Source organism: Arcobacter sp. L (genome assembly GCF_000284235.1).
GTDB classification, from domain to species: Bacteria; Campylobacterota; Campylobacteria; order Campylobacterales; family Arcobacteraceae; genus Aliarcobacter; species Aliarcobacter defluvii.
Genome location: NC_017192.1, coordinates 503,963 through 528,041, shown reverse-complemented (window position 1 = coordinate 528,041; position 24,079 = coordinate 503,963). Strand labels below are relative to the sequence as shown.

Annotated in this window: 21 protein-coding genes; 1 reads left to right on the top strand and 20 read right to left on the bottom strand. The window is 26.9% G+C overall.

Annotated elements, in window-relative coordinates:
* Positions 1-90: 90 nt before the first annotated feature.
* The 10 genes from ABLL_RS02720 to yajC all read right to left on the bottom strand — a co-directional run bounded on the left by ABLL_RS02720 (position 91) and on the right by yajC (position 12,011).
* Complete coding sequence (locus ABLL_RS02720) at positions 91-1,722, bottom strand: cation:proton antiporter (protein WP_014473251.1); 1,632 nt, start codon at positions 1,720-1,722, stop codon at positions 91-93.
* Positions 1,723-1,739: 17 nt separating this feature from the next.
* Positions 1,740-3,863: a DEAD/DEAH box helicase gene (locus tag ABLL_RS02715; RefSeq protein ID WP_014473250.1), complete on the bottom strand. Its 2,124-nt coding sequence runs from the start codon at positions 3,861-3,863 to the stop codon at positions 1,740-1,742.
* The gene (locus tag ABLL_RS02710; RefSeq protein ID WP_014473249.1) at positions 3,850-5,019 is read right to left on the bottom strand and encodes a Mur ligase family protein; all 1,170 of its coding nucleotides are present in this window, start codon (positions 5,017-5,019) and stop codon (positions 3,850-3,852) included. The genes ABLL_RS02715 and ABLL_RS02710 overlap by 14 nt, the downstream gene beginning before the upstream one ends.
* A gap of 4 nt (positions 5,020-5,023) precedes the next feature.
* Entirely contained in the window at positions 5,024-5,548 is a 525-nt protein-coding gene (lptE, locus tag ABLL_RS02705) for an LPS assembly lipoprotein LptE (protein ID WP_014473248.1), read from the bottom strand.
* Positions 5,549-5,556: 8 nt separating this feature from the next.
* A complete protein-coding gene (gene leuS, locus ABLL_RS02700; RefSeq protein ID WP_014473247.1) occupies positions 5,557-8,022 on the bottom strand; it encodes a leucine--tRNA ligase in 2,466 nt (821 codons plus the stop codon).
* On the bottom strand, positions 8,022-8,366 hold the full coding sequence (locus tag ABLL_RS02695) for a DUF6394 family protein (protein ID WP_014473246.1): 345 nt from the start codon (positions 8,364-8,366) through the stop codon (positions 8,022-8,024). Before ABLL_RS02695 ends, leuS begins: the two co-directional genes overlap by 1 nt.
* Before the next feature lie 77 nt (positions 8,367-8,443).
* Positions 8,444-8,938 (bottom strand): hypothetical protein, encoded by a 495-nt coding sequence (locus tag ABLL_RS02690; RefSeq protein ID WP_014473245.1) that lies wholly within the window; start codon positions 8,936-8,938, stop codon positions 8,444-8,446.
* Positions 8,939-9,122: 184 nt separating this feature from the next.
* A complete protein-coding gene (gene secF / locus ABLL_RS02685) occupies positions 9,123-10,091 on the bottom strand; it encodes a protein translocase subunit SecF (protein WP_014473244.1) in 969 nt (322 codons plus the stop codon).
* A complete protein-coding gene (secD, locus tag ABLL_RS02680) occupies positions 10,091-11,656 on the bottom strand; it encodes a protein translocase subunit SecD (RefSeq protein WP_014473243.1) in 1,566 nt (521 codons plus the stop codon). The genes secF and secD overlap by 1 nt, the downstream gene beginning before the upstream one ends.
* A gap of 79 nt (positions 11,657-11,735) precedes the next feature.
* A complete protein-coding gene (gene yajC, locus ABLL_RS02675; protein ID WP_014473242.1) occupies positions 11,736-12,011 on the bottom strand; it encodes a preprotein translocase subunit YajC in 276 nt (91 codons plus the stop codon).
* Positions 12,012-12,039: 28 nt separating this feature from the next.
* On the opposite strand from yajC, the gene ABLL_RS02670 reads away from it, so the two are divergent.
* Positions 12,040-13,272 (top strand): apolipoprotein N-acyltransferase, encoded by a 1,233-nt coding sequence (locus ABLL_RS02670; protein WP_014473241.1) that lies wholly within the window; start codon positions 12,040-12,042, stop codon positions 13,270-13,272.
* On the opposite strand, the gene ABLL_RS02665 is transcribed toward ABLL_RS02670, so the two are convergent.
* The 10 genes from ABLL_RS02665 to ABLL_RS02620 all read right to left on the bottom strand — a co-directional run bounded on the left by ABLL_RS02665 (position 13,269) and on the right by ABLL_RS02620 (position 24,004).
* On the bottom strand, positions 13,269-15,059 hold the full coding sequence (locus ABLL_RS02665) for a DUF4105 domain-containing protein (protein WP_014473240.1): 1,791 nt from the start codon (positions 15,057-15,059) through the stop codon (positions 13,269-13,271). The genes ABLL_RS02670 and ABLL_RS02665 overlap by 4 nt on opposite strands.
* A complete protein-coding gene (locus ABLL_RS02660; protein ID WP_014473239.1) occupies positions 15,043-15,480 on the bottom strand; it encodes a DUF3015 family protein in 438 nt (145 codons plus the stop codon). Before ABLL_RS02660 ends, ABLL_RS02665 begins: the two co-directional genes overlap by 17 nt.
* A gap of 70 nt (positions 15,481-15,550) precedes the next feature.
* Positions 15,551-16,948: a CCA tRNA nucleotidyltransferase gene (locus tag ABLL_RS02655; protein WP_014473238.1), complete on the bottom strand. Its 1,398-nt coding sequence runs from the start codon at positions 16,946-16,948 to the stop codon at positions 15,551-15,553.
* Positions 16,923-17,783: a mechanosensitive ion channel family protein gene (locus ABLL_RS02650; protein ID WP_014473237.1), complete on the bottom strand. Its 861-nt coding sequence runs from the start codon at positions 17,781-17,783 to the stop codon at positions 16,923-16,925. Before ABLL_RS02650 ends, ABLL_RS02655 begins: the two co-directional genes overlap by 26 nt.
* 20 nt (positions 17,784-17,803) lie before the next feature.
* Entirely contained in the window at positions 17,804-19,525 is a 1,722-nt protein-coding gene (locus tag ABLL_RS02645) for a proline--tRNA ligase (RefSeq protein ID WP_014473236.1), read from the bottom strand.
* A gap of 28 nt (positions 19,526-19,553) precedes the next feature.
* Positions 19,554-20,852: a glutamyl-tRNA reductase gene (gene hemA / locus ABLL_RS02640; protein ID WP_014473235.1), complete on the bottom strand. Its 1,299-nt coding sequence runs from the start codon at positions 20,850-20,852 to the stop codon at positions 19,554-19,556.
* Positions 20,852-21,751 carry a polyprenyl synthetase family protein gene (locus tag ABLL_RS02635; protein WP_014473234.1) on the bottom strand — a complete coding sequence of 300 codons (900 nt, stop codon included), beginning with the start codon at positions 21,749-21,751 and terminating at the stop codon, positions 20,852-20,854. Before ABLL_RS02635 ends, hemA begins: the two co-directional genes overlap by 1 nt.
* A gap of 10 nt (positions 21,752-21,761) precedes the next feature.
* A complete protein-coding gene (locus tag ABLL_RS02630) occupies positions 21,762-22,064 on the bottom strand; it encodes a DUF2018 family protein (RefSeq protein WP_014473233.1) in 303 nt (100 codons plus the stop codon).
* Between the two features lie 137 nt (positions 22,065-22,201).
* Positions 22,202-23,494, bottom strand: coding sequence for a histidinol dehydrogenase (hisD, locus tag ABLL_RS02625; RefSeq protein ID WP_014473232.1), 1,293 nt, complete (start codon positions 23,492-23,494; stop codon positions 22,202-22,204).
* Positions 23,495-24,004, bottom strand: coding sequence for a shikimate kinase (locus ABLL_RS02620; RefSeq protein WP_228712354.1), 510 nt, complete (start codon positions 24,002-24,004; stop codon positions 23,495-23,497).
* Positions 24,005-24,079 lie beyond the last annotated feature (75 nt).

The following is a 24,079-nucleotide window of genomic DNA, read 5'->3' as shown; positions in this document are numbered from 1 at the left end:
CAGTAATTAGTTAAATAGAGTCTATATGAACTTAGTTTAAATTATAATAAATACTTATATTAATTTTATTAATACAAATTATACATTTTTTTAATAGTAATCTTTACTATTGTCCAATCTACAATACATAACTTCATCAACAACAGCTTTTGCTATCTGATTTGTAGCTACAATTATATGTTCTAAATTTAGATTTTCTAAAGATTCTTTTTCATCTTGTGTTGTAACGTTTACTATAGTTTTACTATTATGTGTTAACTCACCTACTGCTTCACATATTAAATGTAAAATCTCAGGATTATTAACTGCAACAATTACAGCCGATGCTTTTGTAATATTTAAAGAATTTAAAATATGTTTTTGTGCAGCATTTCCAAAAACTATTGGTTCACCTTTGTCTTTTCCTACTTGATAAAATTTTACATTGTGTTCTAAAATAACATATTTTTGTCCGAATGCTTTTAATTCATCAACTATTGCTTGTCCAAATCTTCCGTATCCTAAAACAATTACGTGATTTTCTGTATCTTCTGAAACGTTATAAGTATTTGTTATCATCATAACATCTTCAGGAATTAATTTTGCTGCAGCTTTTGATAAATTCTTCAAAATAATTGGTGTTAAAATCATAGATATTACAATTGTAACAATCAATATTTGAGAATATGTTGGGTCAATCAAACTTTGACTTCTTGCTAATTCTAAGATTGCAAGTGAAAATTCTCCTATTTGAATCAAAGATAGTGCTGTTTTAAAAGCAACTCTTTTATTATCTTCATATCTTACTAACACATAAATAACTGCAAATTTTAAAGCCATAACAAGAGGTAATAAAACTAAAATTATTAAGATGTAATCTGAAATTATTTTAAAGTTTATTTGCATACCAACAGTAATAAAGAAAACTCCTAAAAGAATATTTCTAAATGGAATCAAATCCGCTTCAACTTGATGTTTAAATTTCGTTTCAGCTATCATCATACCTGCTATAAATGCTCCAAGTGAATATGAAAAGCCAAAATAATAAGCTAAATAAGCAGAACCAACAGCTAATAATAAAACTGAAGCTACAAATAATTCATCTGATCTAGTTGCAGATACATATCTTAAAAATGGTTCAAGTAAATATTTACCACTAAAATATAATAAAGCTAATAAAACTGCTGCTGCAATTACTGTTTTACTGATAGCAAAAACTAAAGAACCTTCATCTGTCATAGAAAAAAATGAAATCATAAGTAAAATAGGAATTACTGCAATATCTTGCATAATTAAAATACCTAAAACTCTTCGTCCATAAGGTTTTGTTATCTCTTTTGTTTCATTAAATGTTTTTAAAACTATTGCTGTTGAAGATAAAGAAAGTGCTGTACCTATTATCAAAGAAGTTTGTGTTTCAAATCCAAGAATATACTTTGCAATTAAAAAAACGAAAAACGCCGTTATTATTATTTGTAAACTTCCTGTAAAAAATACTTCTCTTTTCATCTTTTTTAAATGACTTAAAGAGAACTCTAAACCTATTGTAAACATCAAAAATACAACACCAAACTCAGCTATTTCTCTTAAATCATGATTATTTACAGCTTCATGAAGATTAAAAGTATAAGCAATAATTGTTCCTGTTAATATATAACCTATAATTGTTGGTAAATGAACTTTTTTTAATATCAAATTTAATATAAGTGCAATTGATGTTGCTGTAACAATAATCCCTAACATAGAACTCCTTTTATAATCTATTTATAATGCATTTGTTTATAGCCTTCTAATCTTTTTTTATAGGCTGAATTTAACATCGCATTTTTTGAATCTAAAAAATCTATTGCTATACACTCTTGATTTCCACGTCCAATTCGTCCTAAATATTGTATTAATCTTCCATAATAAGAAATTGGTGTGGCAAACATAATAGTATTTAAATGTGGAAAATCTATTCCTTCACCAAAATATGATGTGGTTGCAAGTATCAAAGATTTGGATTTTACTAAATTCATATTTTCAACTTGTTCTTTTTTATTTTGGCTTCCATGAACACAAATATAGTCAATATTATTTTTTTGCAATAAATTTTCTAAAATATTTATATGTTCTATTCTATCAGTTAAAACTAAAATTTTTCTTTCAATATTAGTTTTTATTGCATCAATTATTAAATTATTTCTATTTTCATCCAAACATAGTTCATTTATTATAGTTCCATAGTTATCAGCATTACTTACAAACTCTGTTCTGATTATTTGTAGTTTATTAGTGTGAGTTCTTTTCTTTTTATATTCATAAGATATTTCACCTAATTGTTGATATAAAATTGGTTGTAATTCATCTTTTCTATTAGGAGTTGCACTAAGTCCTAAAATATATCTACCTTTAAATGCTTTTATTATTTGTTCAAAAGTAAGTGCTGGAATATGATGACATTCATCAACAATCACAAAAGAGTAATTTTCTATAATTTTTGGATCATTCTTTAAACTTTGCATTGTTGCAACATCAATTTGACCATTTAATTTATTATGACCTTTTCCTAAGTATCCTATATCCTTTTTAGAGTATCCAAAATAATCCACAAATCTTTCAATCCACTGATTTAAAAGCATATTTTTGTTTACAATAATAAGCGTTGAGCAAGCTCTTAATTCAAATATTTTTGCTCCAAGTAAAGTTTTTCCAAAGCCAGGAGGTGCAACACAAATAGAATAATCAAATTTTTTTATCTCTTTTATTGCATCATTTTGTTCTGGTCTTAAATTAAAAGTTACTTTTTTTGTTTCAATTTTATTTAGAACTCTTTTATCCGTAAATGAAAATGAAACTGCATTTTCATTAAAAAAATCAATAATTTGTTCTTTTAATCCTCGAGGAAGAAGTAAATATTTTTCATTTTCTTCATAAGATTTTATATATTTTGGGGTATTATAAAGTGGTTTTCTTAAACTCAATAACACTTTTATTTGTGGATTTTCAAAAGTTGCAAAAGATTTTAATTTACTAATTAAAGATTTTGATAGATTATAAGTTGGAATATAAATATAATCTTCTAAAATCATCTCAATATTTTGAAGTGGGAAATCAATCTTCTTTAAGTTCTTTTCTACACTTGAAGAACTTGGAACATCTGCAAAATTAGCTATTACTTGTTTTGAAACTTTAGAGACATTTGCTAAAATATTCCATTGATCTTCATAGATTTTATTTGTATTCATATCAATAAAAATTGTTCTATTTTTATCTCTATGCTTTAAATGAAGTGGAAGTTCTAGAGAATTTCCTAAATTTTCTTTTGTCGCAAACTCTTTATTTGGATAAGTTTTTGCACTAATATTTGCTTTTTTTAAAATATATAAAGAAAAGTTAAAAACTATTTTAGAAGAAATTTCTTCTTCTAAAAATATCCATACAAGTAAAGAGTTATACGAACTCAACTCATAATAAGCTTTTATATTTAAAGAATTTAGTGTTATTTGAAGTTTAAATTTATCTTCATCAGCTATTTCAAAAACGACAAACTTTGACATATTTTTTTGATTTATTGCATATGTAGCTAAAAAAATATTTCCTCTTAAATGCTCTTCTATTTCATAATTAGTTAAAGGTAAATAATCTTCACCTTGAAAAGTTTTTGTAACAGGGAAAAATCCTTGCTTTAAACCATCTTTACTTATCCATTTTTTTGCATAAATATCAAATCTTGAAACAAATAAAGATTTAAAAAGTTCTATTTTTTCATCTTTTGAAAATGTTCTTTTTCTATTTCTGAATATTTCTTTTTCTTTAATTTGTTCTTTTAAAAGTTCAATTTCTTCTTCAATTTTATTTTTTTGAATATAAAGTTCTTCTAATCTTTTTTCAAGCGTTTCCATCATAACCAATCAAAGATAAAAATTTTTCAACAACTAAAAATGAACCAAAAACTAAATACTCTTCATTTTCTTCTATTTTAATAGTTTCTTCTTTCATCAAATTTAATTGTTTAATAACTTTTTCTAACTCTTCTTTTTTTACTATTCTTTTATCATTAAGTTCTATGATTGTTATTTTTTTTATTATAGGTTTTAATATTTTTAAAACTGTTTCATAATCTTTATCACCATAAGAGTTATAAATAAGATTTACTTTTTTATCTTTAAATTCATTTACAATAACTTGAGCTGCTAGTGGATTATGCCCAACATCAATAGTTATATTTGGCAAAATTTTTTGACATCTTCCAAAAAGTGGTGTATCATCAAAAAGTTTTAAGTCAAGCGGTATTTTCAACTCATTCAAACAAGCTATCACTAAATGTAAATTTCTTTTTAAATATGAAGCGAACTTATCATTTAAAGAGTATTTATCAAACTCTTTAACTTCAATGATTTCAATATCTTTATTTCTTTGTTGCTTTATTTGCTCTTTAACTTTATAAGCAGTTTTAGAAACTTCATCAAAAACTTGATAACCTACAATCATTTTATTATCAACTGAACGCATTTTTGTAGCTGCAATTTCTTCAACTGTGTTTCCTAAAAAACTTTGATGGTCAAGTCCTATTGTTGTTATAAGTGAAATATCATTTGGAACAACATTTGTTGCATCAAATTCTCCACCAAGTCCAGCTTCTAAAACTAAATAATCAAAATCTTTTGATAAATAAAAAGCCAATAGTGTTGTATATTCAAAATAAGTTAATTTTTGTAAAAGCTCTATATCAAATAGTTCTTGTAAAAATTTATGGGCTAGTTCCAAATTTTCATCACTAACATCACTTCCATTTATCCAAATTCTTTCATTGAATTTTAAAATATGAGGCGAACTGTAGTGTAAAACTTTGTAATCTTTTTTATATAAATAATGTGATAAGAATCTTCCAGTGCTTCCTTTTCCATTTGTTCCAACAATATGAATAACAAAAGGAAGTTTTATTTTAGTTGAAAGTTTATCCCAAGAAGATTTTACAACTGTAAAATCTATCTTGTCATAATAAAGAGTTTTATATTTTAAAAACTCTTCTAAATTTGCTTTTTTTAAATCAACCATCATTTTATCTAAAAGATGAAACTGCTATTTTTGATAATATTTCATCAACTGCTTTACTTGAAGCATTTGTAATTGCTTCAAATCTATTAGTATCTGTTATTGTTGTTCCTATATCAATAGAGAAATCATACTCTCCATCAACAGTAAATGATTTTCTTTTTCCATCATCTTTTCTATAATAATTTATTTTTATAACCACTTCAGCTTTATATAATTTATTATAACCCTCTTTATCATATTGAAGTGTAGATATTCTTACAGAATTAATACCTAAATTCATAATAACATCTGCATCTTTTTCATCATTTACTAATTTTGAATCAAGTTTTTGAATTAAAATTTTATTTACAGCATCTTTTACTAATACAGAGTTTTTAGGATCTTCTAAACTAACATCCAATTTTACAAAAACATTTCCATCCATCTCTTTTTTTGCATAATAACTTGATGGTTTGTATCCACAAGCATTAAATAAAAAAGCTAAACTAATTGTAAAAACAAAAAATAGTAAATTTTTAGAAATATACATGATTGTTATTATCCTTTTATTACAAAGTTAACCAATTTATTTGGAACAACTATTTCTTTAATTAATTCAGAATCACCTAACCATTTAGCAGAGGCAATTTTTGCTTGAGCTAAAATCTCTTCTTTTGAAGCATCAGGTGTAACTTCGATTTCACATCTTTTTTTACCATTAATTGTAACTGCTAAAACAATAGATTCTAATTTAAATACTTCTTCTTTAACTTCAAGTTTTCCATCAAAATTCTCAAGTTTAAATAACTCGTTTGATAATTCCCAAGAAGTATGTGGAATAACTGGTTCTAAAATATTTGTTAAAATATAATATCCTTCTGTCCAAACAGCTTCATTTTTTTGTGCTTGAAGTGCATTTAAAGCTTCCATTGAAGAAGCAATTAAAGTATTAAATGTATAAGTTTTTGTAAATACTTCATTTGATTTTACTAAAGCTTCATAAACTTTTTTTCTAGCCTCTTTTTCTTCTTTGTTTAATGAAGAATGATTTATTGATTTAAAGTTTTTCAATCCATTTTCAGTTACATTTTCTGCTCTTTCAAAGAATTTTTTAATAAATCTATAAGCACCATCAACAGCACTATCATTCCATTCTAACTCTTTTGTTGGAGGAGCTGCAAACATCATAAATAATCTTGCTGTATCAGCACCATATTTATCAATAATTGAATCAGGATCTACAACATTTCCTTTTGATTTAGACATTTTTGCACCATCTTTAAGAACCATTCCTTGAGTAAGTAATCTTTTAAAAGGTTCTCTTGAATTTGTATATCCTAAATCATTTAATACTTTTGTAAAAAATCTTGCATATAAAAGATGTAAAATTGCATGTTCAATTCCACCAATATATTGGTCAACATCCATCCAATAATCACTATCAGATTTAGAAATACCAACTTCATTCCAAACTTTTGGATTAGTTGCATATCTTAAGAAGTACCAAGATGATTGAACAAATGTATCTAAAGTATCTGTTTCTCTAACTGCTGGTTTCCCACATTTTGGACAAGAACAATGTTTCCATGTTGGATGAGAATCAAGTGGATTTCCTTCTCCTGTAATTTCTACATCTTCAGGTAACGCTATAGGAAGATTTTCAGATTTTTCAGGAACTAATCCACAATCAGGACAATGAACAAATGGAATTGGAGCTCCCCAATATCTTTGTCTTGAAACTCCCCAATCTCTTAATTTATAGTTAATTTGTTTAATTCCTGAAGAATTCTGTTCAAAATGATAAATTATTGCTTTTTTAGCTTTTGTATTAGGAAGTCCTGTAAAACTTTCACTATCAATTAGTGTACCTTCACCTGTAAATGCTTCAGTTAAATTTTCAATAATTCCTTCACTTCCAACTATTACTTGCTTCATTGGTAAATTATATTTTTTTGCAAATTCAAAATCTCTTTGATCATGAGCTGGAACTGCCATAACAGCACCACCACCATAAGAGCTTAATACAAAATTTGCAACCCAAACAGGTATTCTTTCTCCTGTTAATGGATGCATAACATCAATTTCTAAAGAAACTCCCTCTTTTTCTTGAGTTGCTCTATCCCTTTCTGGAATTTTTTGCATATCTTTTATAGCTTTTATTTTATTTTCTGGTAAAAGATTTTTTTCAACTATATATTTTACAATTGGATGTTCTGGTGCAAGTGCTGAATAAGAAACTCCATAAATCGTATCAGGTCTTGTTGTAAATACAAAATATTTGCTAAATGATCTTTCTAATTTTGCTTTTGATTCGTTTGATAATTCAAACTTAAACTCTAAACCTTCACTTCTTCCTATCCAATTTTCTTGCATTGTTAAAACTTGAGAAGGCCAATCATTTTTTAATAATTGTAAATCATCTAGTAATTCTTGTGCATATTTTGTAATAGCTATATAATATCCAGGCATCTCTTTTTGCACAACTTCAGTTCCACATCTCCAACAGCATCCATCTTCAAGCTGTTCATTTGCTAGAACTGTTAAATCATGTGGACACCAGTTTACTGTTGCTGATTTTCTATAGATTATTCCTGCTTCGTACATTTTGATGATAAATTCTTGTTCCCATCTTGTATAAAGTTCATCACTTGTTGCAAATTCTCTAGTTTCAGAAAAAGATAATCCTAAAGATTTCAATTCATCTCTCATATAATCTATATTTTCATAAGTCCATTTTTTTGGATGAAGTTTATGTTTTATAGCTGCATTTTCAGCAGGCATTCCAAAACTATCCCATCCAATTGGGTGTAAAACATTAAAATTATTTTTTCTAAAATGTCTAGCAAAAGCATCACCTAAACAATAATTTCTAACATGCCCCATATGTATTCTTCCACTTGGATAAGGAAACATACTTAAAATATATTTTTTTTCTTTTGTTAAATCATCACTTGGCTCAAAAGATTGATTCTCACTCCAAAAATTTTGCCATTTTTTTTCAATATCTTTTGAATTATATTCCATTAAAAATCTTCCTTGTCTTGACTTTTTGCACTTTCAATTAAAGCTAAAGCAATTGAAAAAATATTCGCAACTATTGCACCAATTGCAAGTGAAATTGTTAGTGCTAAATTATCTGTAAATGTTAATACCATAAAGGCTGGAATTAGGTGTAAATCAGCAACCAATGAACTAGCTAGCAATTCTGCTGCAAGTAAATTTTTAACACCAAGTTTAAGTATTGTTGAAATAACATTTACACCAGCTGCAATAAATAATGCTATAGCATTTGGTTCGTATAAAAACCCTGCTGTTGTAGTTAAAGACATTAGTGAAAAGAAAATATAGGTTACTTTACCCCAATCCATTTTTATCCTTTTTGCTTTTTATTAAGGCAAATATATTAGCTAAAAAATGATAAAAAAATGCTGTTATAGTAACTTTGTTAAAGAATCTTATTTCTATTTTTTAAAGCAATTATCATTTTATATATAAGATAAAATATTATAACTTTCAATAATATTTGAATAATTACATAAAAACCAAAACCATCTTTTAAAATTTCTAAAATATTTAAATTATGAAATAGGAGATTAAAAGATAAATCATGTGTAACTAAAAGATAAAAACATACTGATAAGTAAAGTGTAAAAACGAAGAATTGTTCTTTTTTCATAAAAATAAAGTTATATATACTATACCAAATAAAAAGAACTATCATAAGAGCAACTAATAATTCTTTTAATAATCCATCAGGAACATACTCAATATATTTTTTCGATATATCCAAAAATTCATATTCAATAATCGAAGATAAAAACTCTAAAACTAAAATCCAATTTAAAGCTAAAAGCCAACTTTTTCCACCATTCGATGTAATCAAATCAAATTTATATTTTAAATTTTTATATATAGAATTGTTTTTAATATCTTCTTCCATTATCTCTTCTTTATAAGTATTTTTAATTAATTTAATTCTTATTATATCAAAACTACTTCTTAAATAAGGCTTGAATAGAAGTTTTTATAAATTATTTTTTATTTTTTACTTAATAAAAAAAAGGAGAAGAGTAAAAACTCTTCTCCTTTTATAAAAACATAATTTATTAAAAACTACTTGCTTATCAAACTGTACCTTGTTCATACATAGCTCTTAATTTTTCTTTTTCTTTTTGTCTTTTTACTTTTTCTGCTTCTTTTGTTTTAAAATCATCAACTGAGAATTTTAATTGTACTAAAAATGATGCAGCAATAAATATTGAAGAATACGTTCCTACAATAATTCCTACAAGTAAAGTAAATGAAAACCCACTTATTATTTCTCCACCAAATAAATACAATGTTGCAACAACAAATAAAGTAGTTAAAGAAGTTAATGTTGTTCTTGATAAAGTTTTACTAACAGATTCATTTATTATCCCTTTTAAATCTGTACCTTTAGAACTTTGTATTTCTTCTCTAATTCTATCAAATACAATAATTGTATCATTTAAAGAATATCCTAAAAGAGTAAGAATTGCCGCTAAAATATCTAAGTTAACTTCTACACTAAATAAAGATATTGCACCCATTGCAATAGTAATATCATGTACCAATGCAAAAACTGAGGCAAGTGCAAATCTCCATTCAAATCTTACAGATAAATAAATTAACATTACAAGTAAAGATAAAGATAATGCCATTAAACCTTTTTCTCTTAATTCACCACCAACTTTAGCTCCAACCATATCTATTCTTCTAATTTCAAAATTTCCAGTTGGTACTAAAATTTTATGCATTTCATCACCAATATCATTTGTTAGATCTGAACTACTTCCTGTTATTCTAATGATAACTTCTTCATCACTTCCAAATTTTGTAATTACTGAATTGCCATATTTTGTAGTTTTTAAAGTCTCTCTAATTTTATCAATTGGTGCTGCTTGTTCATATTTTACTTGAACTATTGTACCACCTGCAAAATCAATACCAAAATTTAAGCCTTTTGTTAAAAGTAAAACTATTGAAGCAATAAATAAAATAGAAGACAAACCTAAAAAAGGTAATCTTTTACCCATAAAATCATATATTACATTTGTTTTAAAAATTTCCATTATTTAACTCCAAACCATTTTTTACTATCTTTATCTCTTGATATTCTTGACATTAAAGCTTCATAAATACCATGTGTTCCTAAAATTGCTGTCAACATTGAAGCTAAAATACCAATAGAAATAGTAATAGCAAATCCTTTTATTGGTCCTGTACCATAAGCATATAAAAGAACTGCAACTAAAAGTGTAGTTATATTTGCATCTAAAATTGCTCTCATTGCGTTTGAATAACCATCTTCTATTGCTTTTGGTATTGAACTACCTTCTCTTATTAATTCTCTAATTCTTTCAGTAATAATAACATTTGCATCAACTGCCATACCAACTGTAAGAACAATACCCGCCATTCCAGGAAGCGTTAAAGTTGCTCCAAACATTGCCATTACTGCAATTATTATAAAAACATTTGTAATTAAAGCAATATTTGCAATAACACCTGCACGTCTATAATAAATAACCATAAAAATAAATACTAAAGAGAACCCAGAAATAAGTGCAATCATTGATGCTTGAATTGAATCAGCTCCTAAAGATGGTCCTACACTTCTTTTTTCAAGTAATGTTACAGTTGCAGGAAGAGCTCCACTTCTTAGTGCAATCGCAACATTTCCAGCTTCAATCATTGTAAATCCACCAGAAATTTGTCCACTTCCACCACCAATTCTTTCTCTTATATTTGGAGCAGAATAAACTTTACCATCTAAAACTACAGCTAATCTTTTTCCTACATTTTTACCTGTAAATTCACCAAAAATTCTAGCTCCAGTTGAGTTTAATGTAAAATTAATAATTGGTTGATTTGATTGATCAAATCCTACTTGTGCATCAACTACTTGACTTCCATTTAAAATAGGAATCTCTTTTACAAGATATTTAACTTTATCATTATTTGTATCTTCTAAAATCACGTCACCATAAGCTGCTGCTTGAGATGAAGTCATAGTATAAACTTGATCAGCTCTTTCTTCGTCAACTGCCATTAATTCTAAATTTGCAGGTTTTGAAATAAGTTCACGTGCTGCTTTTTCATCTTCTTGTGTTTTTATTCCAGGAAGTTCAACTACTATATCAGTTTGACCTTGTCTTACAACTGTTGGTTCAGATAAACCAAATTGATCAAGTCTATTTCTTATAGTTTCAACTGCTTGAGCAACTGATAAATCTTTTGTTTTTGCAATATCTTCAGCAGTTAGTTTTAATGTATATTTTAAATCTTCTTTTGAAATATCTAAACCTTTTATCTGTTTTAACATTTCATCCATTTTAGGCATTTCATCTGCATCTAAAACGGTAAAAACAACACTATCATTTTCAATTGATAAACCATCAATTAAAAGTTCTTCATCATCAGAAAAATATTTAATAGAAGTTGCAACTGTTTTTATCTTTGAAGTTACAGCTTCATGTGTATTTACACCCAAAAGCATGTGTAATCCACCTTGAAGGTCAAGTCCTAAAGAGATTTTTTTTCCTGTATCTGTTTGTAATAATGATGGAATTGAAAAAACAATACCAAAAATAATACTAAGTATAAATATTACGAGTCTATAATTAAAGATTTTCAATTCTTTTCCTTAAATTAGGGTTTTAGAAATTTTGAGAATAAGATATGTAAAAATACATATCTTAAATATTTGAAAAATTTTAGTCTTCTAAAAGTTTTGCAACAAACTCTCTAACAAGCTTCATTTCAGTTCCATCGTTATTTTTTACTAGAAAATATGTATCTTCTACTTTAACAACTTCTACGATTAAGCCACCATTTGTTACAATCTTATCACCTTTTTTTAAATTAGAAACCATCTCTTTATGAGCTTTCGCTTGTTTTTGTTGTGGTCTGATAATTAAAAAGTAGAAAATTGCAAATAATGCAACTAAGGGTAACAATGAGCTTATTAAATCTGTACTTGAACCTTCCATCAAATTTCCTTTTTAAAAGTAGTTTATTATGTTTTTACTAAAACGCGATTATTCTAACAAAAACTTTATAATAAAAGGCTTGATTACTTCTATTTTATTGAGTTCTTTCATTTACTTAAGTTATTTTAATATTGAATATAAAATTCTGAACACCTTTTTAGGATTATTTGCTATTTATTTTTTATTGATTATTCCAAAACGTTCTTTATTAATTACAGGATTTTTAACTGGAATATTATGGTGTAATTGGATGGCTGTTAGCTTGCAATACTACGACTTAACTTATATTGCACCTATTTTGTTAATTGGAATTGGTTTAGTTTATGCAATAATTTTTTATCTTTTTGCTTTTTATGATAGATTAACTATTAGAATTGCAATGATATTTGCATTTACTTTTTTTGCTCCTTTAGGTTTCAATTGGATGAAATTCGAACTTTTATTTATTGATTCATATATTGGAATTTCAAGAACTGATTTTGCTTTAATACTTTTTTCTTTTTATCTAATAATTAAACTAAAGAAACACAAAATTATTGCATTAATACCTTTACTATTTACATTATCTTTTGAAAAAGGTGAATATATTGATAATCCTATTGCAAAAATTTATATGCCTCAAATGAATGTAGAACAAAACCTAAAATGGCAAAAAGAGTATAGAACAACTTTACATGAAAAGAATTTTGAGGAAATTGCAAAAGCTGTTGAAATGAAAAAAGATTTAATACTTTTACCAGAAACAGCTTTCACAACAGTTTTAAATAGAAATGCTGAGATATTAGAAAGATTAAAAGATTTTTCTAATGATATAGATATTATAACTGGCGCTTTATATGTTGAAGATGACCAAATATTTAATGCTTCATATTTTTTCAGTAAAGGTGAAATTCAAATTGCTAAAAAAGTCGTATTAGTTCCTTTTGGTGAGGAGATACCTTTTCCTAAATTTTTAGTTGATTTTATAAATAAAGTATTCTACAATGGTGCACAAGATTACTCAAAAGCATCAAAACCTACTGATTTTATAATAAAAGGTGAAAAGTTTAGAAATGCTATTTGCTATGAAGGAACAACAGATAAAATATTTGAAGATATAAAAGATACAAGATATATGATAGTTATATCAAACAATGCTTGGTTTACGCCATCAATTGAACCGACTCTTCAACATTTACTTTTTAAATATTATTCTAAAAAATATGGAATTACAATATTCCATGAAGTAAATGGAAGTCCTAATAGAATTTATAGACCTTAAAAGTAGTAGGAAACTCCTACTTTTAGAATATCCTCTTTTTCATTTAAATCATCATTTATATATCTAATATTTAAAGCTAAATTTCTATCAAGTTTATATGTTGAAAAAACTTCAAATAGATTATTTTCTAAATCTTTATTATATTTATCATAACTATAATTTATCCCTAGCTTTATATTATCAAATCTATTTGTAACAGCACCAATAGTTGAACCAATAGAATATAATTGCTCACTATTTTTATAATATAAATTTGAACCTAACATCAAATATATAAAATCTTTGTTCTCGCCAAAAGTAACACCAACTTCTGGTTTTACTTTTAAATAATCACTTCTTTGTTTAAATTGCTCATAACCAACATCTATTCCCCATGATATTGGTTTAAAAAATAAATCTTGAGGAGCAAGTGATTTTATTTTTAAAAGAGTGAATCTATCCAATCTTGCATTTTCATTTTTCTCTTTTTTAATATTTAAATCAAAAAAATCAATATATGCACCTTGTAAATAACCATCACTTATGTCATAGATGTCATTGTAAACTGGTTTTGCAGAAAGTTCAAAACTATCATTACTATTATAAAAAAAAGAGACTCTTGCTGAATCATGTGAGTAAAGCGGGTCAAAAGGAGTTTTTATATCATAAGTTGAAGCTTGTTTGTAAGAACTTCTTTGTTTTAAAAGTTTTAAATATTTTTTTAAATATTCATCCTTTTCATACTCATTATTTGCTCTTTGATACTGTAAATAAGAAATTTTAAAATCCAAATAAGAGATTTTATCTTCAGTGCTTAATGAGTCATCTAAAGCTTCATTTTTATAAACAAAATCTTTTAAGTACTCTTTATTTTGTATCTTTTCATTTAAAATAAATTTCATTTTTCTCATTGATGAGTATCTAAAGTTTGTGTTTTTAATCAAATCATATTTTTGTAAAACTTTTATAGAATCAAGAGGAACTGTTTTAAAATCAAATTGACTAACTAAATCCAAACTTGGCCTTGCTACTTCTAAAAGCCATAAAACATTATATGAACAATTTTCTTTAAAGAAAAAATAATCAGAATATGAATCTTTCAACTCATAAGTATGTAAAACTAATCTATCTATTTCTTCTTGATTTAAATCTAAATCATATTCCCAAATATCTCTTTGTTCAAGGTTGTTATATTCTTTGATTTTTTCATAATAAGGCAAAATTGAATATCTTCCTTCATATTCACCAAATAAACCTTTATAAGCAAAAATCAAACCATTTGTATCTGTTGTTGCAGCAGCATAATTTACTGCATTTGAAATAAGTGGAGTTTTTTCATCAGAACTAATTCTTATAAAAGTATGTCCATACATAGAAGCTGGTGAATTTATATGAGCAGTTGGGAAAACCATTGTTACAGATTTTGCATCTATTGAAGTTATAAATTTATCTAACTCTTCACAAGAATACTCTGCAATCTTTAAATCAGGAAGATTTTGTTTTAACCATTTTACTCTTAATGGAAATCTACATAAAACATTATTTGTTCCATTTTCTAAAGAATTTATAGCCTCAAATAACTCTTCTTTTAAATCATATTTTCCATTTTTTGATATAAAAAAGTTAGTTGAATCTATTTCACTTTCACCATTTCGATAATGTAATAATTTTGCCCAATAAGGATTTTCATAAAGTTTTGTTTGTTCAACAAAAACATTTAATTCAGAAGAATAAGAATAAGTGCAAAATAGAAAGCTAAGTATTAAATACTTAAACTTTCTATTAAAAAGATTACATATATTTAGCAATTGAGTCAATAACGTTTGCTGAAGTTACATCTTGGTTTGAATAAATATTTGAAAAGTTTGCTTGTAATTTAGCAGAAAATGCATCTGTATTTTCTACATTCATTAATTTTGCAACTGTTTGTAATGTTTCACCATGACCAGCTGAAATATCTAAAGCTAATTCGTCCATATTTTCAGCAACAAATTTATTTAATTTATCATTTGATACAAAGTTTGAAGGTTTATCACAATTTGAAGTACCACTTGTAATACCAAAAGTTTGGCTTCCAGATGTACCATTTGTAGTTGCAGCTAACACCTGTAATACTACTGTGTTTTGATTTTTAATAACTAAAGAACCAAGTCCACATCCTGTATTTTCATTTGCATAAACTGAAGCTGTTAAACCAAGTGCAGCTATTAAACCAATAATTTTTTTCATTTCATCTCCTTAAAAATTTGCTTGATTTTATTATGTTTATAGTAAATATGGACTTAAAAAAATAACTATTTTAATACTTTAGCATTATTTTATTTATAATTTCTTCTTTTGATAAATGAAAATCAAGTTGTAAATCAAAAGCAAACTCCAAAATCTCTTTAAATTTTTTTGATGGTTTAAAACCTAAAGCTATTAAATCTCTTCCAAGAATTAATGGAACAATAGCTTTATTTTCTATATCTAACTCTTTTGCTTGAGCCAATAGCCAATTTGTAGCTTCAAAACATTTATCTTTATTTTCTATATCTCTTCCCAAACAATCAGCAAGACAAACTAAACATAAATCTTCAATATTAACTTTCAAAGATAGCCTTTTTATAGCTTTTAATGAGCTCTCTGCTAAATATAATTGAAATGGAGCTAAATGATTTTTGACTAAAGAACAAACAATATCTACAAATTTTTTTTCGTTTGTTAATCTAGATAATAAAGATATAGTTGGTTTGATTCCTAAAGATTCATGTTTATATGAAGTTATTTTTCCATTTATCTCTTTTGTACAAAAAGGTTTTCCTAAATCATGACACAAAATAGCATAAAAAAGATATAGTTTTTTATACTCATTAGTTACTTTTTTCTCTTCTATAATTTCTACTAATTCATCTAAACACATTAAAGTATGAATCCAAACATCACCTTCAGGATGATAAATTGGATCTTGTTCACAGCCTATCAAAACTTCTAATTCAGGAAAATATTTTAGAATACCTAATTCATGGAGAAGTTCAAATCCAATTGATGGTTTAGAAGACTTTAAAAATAATTTTTTGAACTCTTCATAAACTCTCTCTTTTGGCAAATACAAAAGTTCATTACTTAAAACTATTTTTTTGCATAATTTTTTTGTTTTTTCATCAAGATTAAATTCAAATCTTGCTGCAAACTGAACTGCTCGATAAACCCTTAAACTATCTTCAACAAAAGTTTTTTCATTTATATGTTTTAAAATTTTGTTTTTTAAATCATCGATTCCATTAAAAGGGTCAATAAATTCATCTTTAAAATAATCATAACCAATTGCATTTATTGTAAAATCTCTTCGTATTGCTGCTTCTTCAAAACTCAAATTTGAGTTTGTTATAACTTCAAAATCAGTATGAGAGTTTCCAACTTTTTTTTCAATTCTTGGAAGTGCAAAATCAAAATCATATCCATCAACTTTTAATGTTAAAACACCAAAAGATTTTCCAACAAGTTTAACATTTCCAAATTTTTTTAAAGATTTTTCAATTTCTTCAAGTGAGTTAAAATCAAAGATTTCTATATCAAAATCTTTAACTTCTTTATTTAAAAAATAATCACGTACACAACCACCTACAAGAATTGGTCTAGCTCCTAATTCTTGTAAACTTACTAATATATCACTTAAGATTTTAGGTATATTAATCTTTGTTGTAGTGGTGAACATCTTGTTGCGGATAAGGAATAGAAATTCCTTCTTTATCAAATGTTGTTTTAATAGTTTCAGTTAATCCAAATTTTACATCCCAATAATCAGGTGTTTTTGTCCAAGCTCGAACTACGAAATTAACTGAAGAATCAGCTAATTCTGAAACTGCAACTGTAATTCCTTTATCTAGTATTACTTTTTCATTTGAAGAGATAATAGAAGTTAAAATATCTTTTGCTTTTTTAATATCATCATCATATGAAATTCCAACAATCAAATCAACTCTTCTTGTATCAAAAGCATTTACATTTGTGATTGTTCCACTTGTTATTGCACCATTTGGAACTATAATTTTTTGATTATCAGCAGTTATAAAAACTGAATTAAAAATTCCAACTTCACTTACACTTCCTGTAACTCCAGCTGCTGTAACTAAATCACCAACTTTAAAAGGTTTAAATAAAATTATCATAACCCCTGAAGCAAAATTTCCAAGAGAATCTTTTAATGCTAAACCAACAGCTAAACCAGCAGCTCCTAAAATAGCTAAGAATGAAGTTGTTTCAACTCCCAATTTTCCAAGTGCTGTAAGAATTACAACGATTAAAAGTACATAATAAACAATATTTTCTAGAAATCTAACTAAAGTTTCATCCATACCATTAACTTTTCTTAGAACTTTTCCAAGTAAAGATACTATTTTATTTACAAACCATTTTCCTATAACAAAAATTAATAATGCCATTAATAAAGAAAATGCATATCCACCAATAATTTCTACTATATTATCTGGAATATATGAACTAATATCTTTTGTAATAGTTTCAATATTCTTTTCTAATTCTTTTTCCAAAATAACTCCTTAATACTTAATTATTTAGTTAGTTCTACTATTTTTCCTAAAACATCTTCAACTTTAACATCGATTTTTTCTAATGTTTTTCTATCTACGATTTCTACAAAACCTTCAGCTAATTTTTTACCAATTACAACTGCATATGGGAAACCTAAAAGTTCAAAATCACTCATTTTAAAACCAAATCTAGCATTTATTCTATCATCTAAAATTGTGCTAATTCCAGCGTGTTTTAATTTAGCATAAAGTTCTTCACCAACTTGCGCTTCATCCTCTTTTTTAGAGTTTGAAACAATAATATCTACCATAAATGGAGTTGTAGCTTTTGTCCAAATACAACCTTTTTCATCATGATTTTGTTCAATTACAGCTGCAACTAATCTTGAAACTCCAATTCCATAACATCCCATAACAAATGGTTTTGCTTTTCCATTTTCATCTAAAAAGTTTGCATTCATAGCAGCTGAATATTTAGTTCCAAGTTGGAAAATATGCCCTGCTTCAATTCCTTTTGTATATGAAAGTTTTCCACCACAACAAGCACATATGTCACCTTCTTGAACAGCTACTAAATCAAAATATTTTACATCTTTTAAAGTTGATAAATCTGTATTTATTAAGTGATAGTGCTCCTCATTAGCTCCACATGCAAGTCCTATCTCATCTTTTATTTCTAAATCAACAAAGAAATTTATATTTGATGGAAGATTAAATGGTCCACAATAACCAGCAACTAATCCAGCTTCTTTTATATCATCTTCTGTTGCATCAGTTAATTCTAAAGCGTTAACTGCATTACAAGCTTTTGTTTCCTCAAGCTCGTCATCACCTCTTACAAAAAATACAACTATTTGAGTTTTTTCTTCAAAAATTGCTCTTTTAATAACTGCTTTGATTGTTTGAGCTTTTGAGATACTTAAGAAATTTGAAACTTCTTCAATAGTTTTTAAATCTTGTGTTAAAACTTTTTCCATTGAAGCTGGTGTGTTTGTATTTTCAAACCAAGCTGTAAAATGTCTTGGTTTTCGATTTGCTGCTTCAATATTTGCACCATAATCACAAGAATCACAAATAACAATCGTATCTTCACCTGAATCTGCAATTACGTGAAACTCTTTTGAACCACTTCCACCAATTGCTCCTGAATCTGCTGCAACTACTCTAAAATCTAAACCTAATTTTGTATAAATTTTTTTATAAGTTGCTTCCATAAGATTAAATTCTCGAACTAAATCCTCTTCACTTGAATGGAAAGAGTATCCATCTTTCATCAAGAACTCTCTTCCTCTCATAAGCCCAAATCTAGGTCTTGCTTCATCTCTAAATTTTGTATTTATTTGATAAAGATGAACTGGTAAATCTTTGTATGAAGTAATTCTATTTTTTACCATATTTACAACAGCTTCTTCATTTGTTGGACTTAATACAAACTCACCATTTTTTCTATCTTTAAATCGAAGCATTTCTGCTCCCATAGTTGTAGCTCGCCCTGATTCTTGCCATAATGATAAAGGTGTTACAAAACCAAATTGAACTTCGTTTGCACCTGATTCATCCATCTCTTCTTTTACAATTGCTCTGATTTTTTCTAAAACAATTTTTCCTAAAGGCATAAAATCATAAATTCCAGCTCCAGTTTGAGCAATAAATCCACCTCTTACTAAATATTGATGAGATGGTAATGTTGCATCATTTGGTGTCTCTTTTGTTGTTGGAATAAACATTTTACTAAATTTCATTGATTATTTTCCTGTATTTAATTTATTTCTAATTTTTTGCTAAATGGTCGCATTTATATTTAGTTGCAATATTTGAATCATTATTAAATCCAAACATATTTTGAACTGTTCCTACAACTAAATCACATTCCATATTTTTTGAAATATCTTTTAGTTGTTTTGATGGTTGATGTAAATATTCAGTTATTACTGTTTGACAAAGTTTTCTAATATTTTCTTCATCACTAGAATTTATAAAGCCTTTTTTTATTGCTTTTTTTATTTTTTTATCGATAATATCATTACCTTTTACATAAAGATTTTTTACTATTGGCTCAATTTCAAGTGATTTAAGCCATTCAAAAAACTCTAACGACATACGACTTACTATTCCATAAGCTGTTTTTGCTTGTTCTGCTCTTAAACTCATATTTTCATTTACAATATCTTGTAAATCATCAACCGAATAAATTTCTAAATTTGGCATAGATATATCTTCATCTATATCTCTAGGAACTGCAATATCAAACCAATATCTATTTATACTTGAATTTGGAGCATTATCTTTTGTAATTATTGGATAAGGTGCAGAAGTTGCTGTTATCATAACTGGTATTTTTTCAAGTAGGTTTGATAATTCATTATAAGGTTCAACATTTACATGAACTTCGAATGTTGTTGCTAAATTCTGAGCTTTTTTCATATCTCTACTAATAATTGTTACATCAAAACCTGATGAAATAAGATGTTTAACTGTAAGCTCACTCATTTCACCTGCACCAATTACTAAAGCTTTTACACCTTTTGTATTTCCAATAATATCTTTTGCTTTTGCAACTGCTGTTGAAGCAACAGAAACAGAACCTGTTCCTAAACTTGTTGCATTTCTTACTTGTGCAGCACATTTAAAAGCATAGTGCATAACTCTTGTTATATTTGAGCCACAATAACCTTTTGCTTGAGAAAATCTAAAAGCATCTTTTAATTGTCCAACAATTTGTGTCTCACCAATTACAAGTGAATCAAGTGCAGAAGCCACTGAAAATAGATGATGAACTGCTCCGTCATTATCATAAATATCAGCTCTATCATATAAAAGTTCAAAATCAAGCCCAGAATAACTTGCTAATTTTTCTATAATATTTCTAGCACTTTGTTTTACATTTGAAGATCTAGTGATTATTTCAACTCTATTACAAGTTGATAATAAAACTACCTCTTTTGTAGCTTCATTTTCTAAAATTTGTTTTATAAATCTCTCTTTATCTTCATCACTATTAAAAGCCAGTTTTTCTCTCATTTTAATATCAATATTTTTATGAGAAAAACTAATTATTAAGTAACTCATTAAAACTCTCTTTCAATCATTGCTTTCATTATCATAACAAGAGTTTGGCTATCTTTTTCATCTATTACAGCACTAATTGCTTCATTTCCAATCTCTTTAGCTTGTAAGATTGAATCTTCTAAAGCTTTTGTTATTTTCATTTGTTCTTTAATCCAAGTACTCTCTTCTGCACTTAACTCTTTTTTATATAATGAAGCAAGTTTAGTTTTATCTTCAACTCTTTCATATAAAAATAAATATGGAATAGTTACTTTCCCTTCAACAAAATCAAGCATTGCTGGTTTTCCTAAAGTTGCACTATCTTGTGTAATATCTAAAATATCATCTACCATTTGAAATGCAAGTCCAAGATTTTTACCATAAAGTGCATATTTATTTTCATCAAGTCCAGCTAATATTGCAGCTGCTTTCGCACTTGCTTCTATTAAAGAAGCTGTTTTTTTATAAATCATATCAAGATATAAATCATAAGAAGTATTGAAGTTTTCAGTTAAATCTACATCCATCATCTCACCAATACTTAAAAGTGTTACAGCATTTGAGATTGTATATGCGATTCTTTTATCCATTTGTGAAAGTTCAGTAAATGCACGTGAGTATAAAATATCTCCAAACATTATAGAAGTTTTATTATCATAAAGTGCATTTACACTTGGTTTTCCACGTCTAGTATCTGCTTCATCAATAACATCATCATGTAAAAGTGATGCTGCATGAATCATCTCTACAATTGCACAAAGTTTAACACTTTCTTCACCTACTCCTGCAATTTTAAGTATAAGTTTAGAACGCAACATCTTACCTGTTGCTAATTTATCTAAAAGTTCTAAACTTTTTTGATGATTACAAACTTTTACAAACTCTTTTATCTGATTTTTAACTTGTTCTAACTCTTCCACTTCTAAACCTTTATGAATCTAATCTACAGATAATTTCACCAGTAAATTCAACATAAAGACCTTTTTTCATAGCTTTAACTTTTTCTGCGTTTTCTAAAGTATACTCTTTAATAAATTCATTAATATCAAAATTTTCATCTTTATTTTCACTTATTATCATTTCAAGTACAGCCAATTTTTCTATAATTTTATCTATTTCATCTTCTACAACTTCTTTTGAAGCTTCTCTTGTAACGTCAAAAAACTTAGATTTTGGACTTCCCATAAAAATATCATCTTCGTCTTCAGTAAACCAATCACTAAACATCGACATCTATATTTCCTTTCAAATCGTTCCTCTTTAAAAGGGAACCTATTTTGTTTAATTTCTACTTTTTTAGCAGGATTTATAAAAAATCCTTAAAAAGTAACAAAAACCTAAAGGGCTTTAAGAATAAAGCCTATACATATCTATTTTTCTAATCTAACTCTTACAGATTTAGCATGAGCTGTAAGACCTTCTGTATCCGCTAATAAGGCACAAGCTTCACCTAATTCATTTATAGCATTTTTTGAGAAATTTATAATTGAACTTTTTTTCATAAAATTTTCTACATTTAATGGACTATAAAACTTAGCTGTACTTCCTGTTGGAAGAGTATGATTAGGACCTGCTATATAATCTCCAATTGGTTCAGGAGTATTTTCACCTAAGAAAATTGCACCTGCATGTTTGATATAAGGTAACAATTCAAAAGGATTTTGTGTCATAACTTCTAAGTGTTCAGGTGCTATTTCATTCATTAAAGAGATTGCTTCTTCCATATTTGAAGCAACAATTATTGCTCCTCTTTCATCTATTGATTTTCTAGCAATTGCTTCTCTACTTAAAGTTTTTAAATACTCTTCAACTTCTTTACTTGTTAAACTAGCAACTTCATCACAAGTTGTAATCATAATTGAACTTGCCATTTCATCATGTTCAGCTTGAGATAATAAATCAATTGCTAAATAGTGAGGTTTTGCTGTTTCATCAGCTAAAATTCCAATTTCAGAAGGACCTGCAATCATATCAATATTAACTTCACCAAATACAAGTTTTTTAGCAGTAGCAACAAAAATATTTCCAGGACCAGTTATTACATCAACTTTAGGGATAGTTTGTGTTCCATAAGCCATAGCAGCAATTGCACTTGCTCCTCCAACCTTATAAACTTTTGAAACTTTACATAAGTGGCAAGCAGCAAGTAAAAGTTCATTTACTTCATTATTTGGAGTTGGTGTACATACAACTATTTCTTTAACTCCAGCAACAATTGCTGGAACTGCATTCATCAAAAGTGAACTAGGATATGCAGCTTTTCCACCAGGAATATAAAGCCCAGCTTTATCCACAGGAGTAACTTTTTGTCCTAAAATTGTCCCATTTGACTCAAAATCAAGCCAAGATTTTGGAAGTTGTTTTTCATGATATGTTTTAATTCTATCATATGCTGTATGAAGAGCAAGTCTTAGTTTCTCATCAATATTTTCATATGCTTTTTTCATATCATCTTGAGAAATCAATAAATCATTATCTGATTTAACTTCCCATTTATCAAACTTTTCAATATGTCTTTTTAAAGCAACATTTCCTTCTGCTACTATTTCGTCAATAATATTCATAACAATTGATGAAACGCCTTTTATATCACTTTTAGCTCTTGCTAAAATAGAATCAAATTCACTTTGAAAGTTCGTATCTTTTGTATTTATTATTTTCATTTATATTTTTCCTAAAATCTCTTTTACAATATCATTTAAATCTTTTTTCTCAACATCAACCACTATTTTTGCAACATTTTCATAATCACTAACTCTTGAATTATAAAGTTTTAAAGCTTCTTCCATATTTTGTAAAAGTGGTCTTTTTTTCAATTTATTTGCAGCATTTGGAGCATTATTTATTCTATCTAAGATACCTTGAAATGATGATTTTAAATAAACAACTTTTCCTATTTTATTTATGTTTTCTTGTTTATAAAATCCACCACCTGTGGAAATGATTGTGTTATCTACACTTTTTTCTAACCATAAAGCAGTTTTTTTCTCTAAAGCTCTAAAATATGGTTCACCTTCAACTTCAAAAATCTTTTTGATTTTTCTGTTTTCCATACTTTCGATTAAATCATCAGTATCAATTGCAAACATATCAGATTTTTCAACTAAAGCCCTTGCAACTGTACCTTTACCAACACCCATAAAACCAATTAGTATAATATTATTCTTTTTCATAGTGGTGGATTATATCTAATTTATAGTAAATTTATATAGTACAAAAAAGGATATTAGTTTTAATTAGGTATTTTT